At 47.5% G+C, this 2,316-nt stretch carries 1 protein-coding gene; it reads left to right on the plus strand.

Features of this window, described 5'->3' with window-relative positions:
• The coding region (locus PEB0122_RS11525) for an Ig-like domain-containing protein (protein ID WP_225867858.1) at positions 1-2,316 on the plus strand (2,316 nt) is incomplete at both ends.

Here is a 2,316-nt window from a genome sequence, read left to right on the forward strand (position 1 = left end):
GAAAGCATCACCAATTATAGCCGTGCCGGTAATGATCTGGTTATTGATTTTGCAGACGGGAAGACTGTCCGCATCAACAACTTTTTCAGTGCGGGACATCCGATTTGCAATTTGATTTTCATTGATGATGGCACGACATGGCTCACCGACTTCAGTCAGGCGCTCACCGATAATGGCGACGGCATTCTTGATACCAATGTTTTATATGAAGAAATAAAAGACAAGAGCGGCTTTTCGCATAATGTTCTATTGGGGATTTTAGGGGCGGCTGCCGGAGCTGGCGGCATTGCTGCTGCAGTGTCAAGTGATGATGATGATGACCATGACGAGCCGGTTGTTGATAAAACGCCGCCGGCGGCACCGACCTATTTTGTTGTAAACAATAATGACCCGAAAAATTTGCTTGCGGTCAGGAATGGCGGTTATCTGAATGATACAACGCCACTGTTGTCGGGTAAGGGAATTCCGGGCAATACAATCAAAATACACCTTGACGGTTATCCCGACATGACCACAAAGGTCAATTCGGACGGCACGTGGAGTTACGAGTTGCCGAAGTTGAGTGACGGCAAATATACGGCCAAAGTCACTCAGATTGACGCGAATGGCAATGTGAGTGCGGAATCGAAATACGATTTCAATGTTGATACGAAAGCACCGGATGCACCTAGTGTTTCTCACGGGGTTGATAATGTTTCTCCTGATCCGGTGGGTTCAGACGGGACGTTGAAAGATGGTGATTATACCAATGACAAAACCCCGACTTTGACAGGTAAAGGGGAGCCTGGAAGCACGGTCAAGATTTATGATACCGACGACAAAGGCAATAAAACGCTTGTGGGGCAGGGGACTGTCGATAAAGATGGCAACTGGTCGGTTGAAACGAGCAAAGCTTTAAGTGAAGGTCACCATAAACTCACCACGACATTGACTGATGCTGCTGGTAATGAAAGTGCGGGAACCGATTTCAATGTCAATATTGACTCGAGCAGGCCGTATGGCATTGAAGATTTTCGTGTTGAAGACAATCATCCGGAAGTGACCGGACCATTGCCGTTAACGGGTGGCACGACTGATGATGATACACCGGTATTTTGTGGACGTATCGGCAAAGATGTTACCCATATCATCATTAAACTCAATGGTCATGAATTTGTCATTGATCGCAATACATTAAATGAAGCGGGGCCTCAAAGAGGGGCTGGAGAAAAAGTCATCCATGATGATGGCACCTTCGCCTTCCGCTTGCCTCAAGCTTATAAGCTTACCAAAGGCAATTATAATTACGAGGTTTACGCCAAGAACAAAGTTGGCAATGAAAGCGATCATATTAACGGCAATTTTGCTTTTGACCAGACACTTCCTCCTGCGATTGGCAACGAAAATCTTGATGTGATTGATAATGTCGGATCGGTTACCGGCTCTTACAAAGACTGGGCACAACGCGACAGCGACCATAAGAAAGTGACAGACGATAACCATGCGGTATTCAAAGGCAAGATTCCGAGTGGTTATGATGTTACAAAGGTCGATCACATTAATATTTATGACAATGGCAAGAAGATTGGCGAAGCCAAAGTCAATGGTGACGGGAGTTGGGAATATAGTCAGGAATGGTTGCAAGGCGACCATCGTTTAAGTGCAGCCATTGTCAACAAATTCGGCACGGTTGGTGAACAGTCAAATCCTGATGATTATGATTTCTGGGTTGATTTGAACCGTGCGGGGCCGCCGTCTATCCAGCAGGTACAGGATGATCAGGGGCATTATCATGAATCCGGTTACCCGACGAATTCCAACAGCTTCTTTGTGACAGGTGGCGGGCCATCTTCAGGAAAAGTAACGCTGAGGCTTTATGACAAGGATGGCAATCCGGTCAAGAATTTCAAAGGCGAGCCATTGGAATGGACGGCTGACGTTTCGAAAGACGGGTCATGGTCGGTCAATACAGGAGATTTGTCGCATCTTAATCCGCCTTTGAAGGACGGGGAATATAGTTTCAAAGCAAGTGCCGTAGACAGTAAAGGTGCTCCGACCGATGCATCGGGCTCGCATTGGCTGGAACGCGATACGACAGCGCCGGATACGCCGGATGCGCCGAAGGGGATGGATAATGTTGGCGAAAAGCAGGGTGAAATCACTTCGGGTTCGACGACAGATGATGACACGCCGACTTTATCAGGCAAGGGTAAAAAGGGCGAAGTTGTCAAGATTTATGACAATGACGGGAAAACGCCGATTGGCGAGACTGTTGTCGGTGATGATGGAACATGGAGTTTCACGCCCAATCCGCCGCTTAAAGGTGGCGACCACAGT

The organism is Ditibartonella apis, from assembly GCF_001952075.1.
Lineage (GTDB): Bacteria > Pseudomonadota > Alphaproteobacteria > Rhizobiales > Rhizobiaceae > Bartonella > Bartonella apis.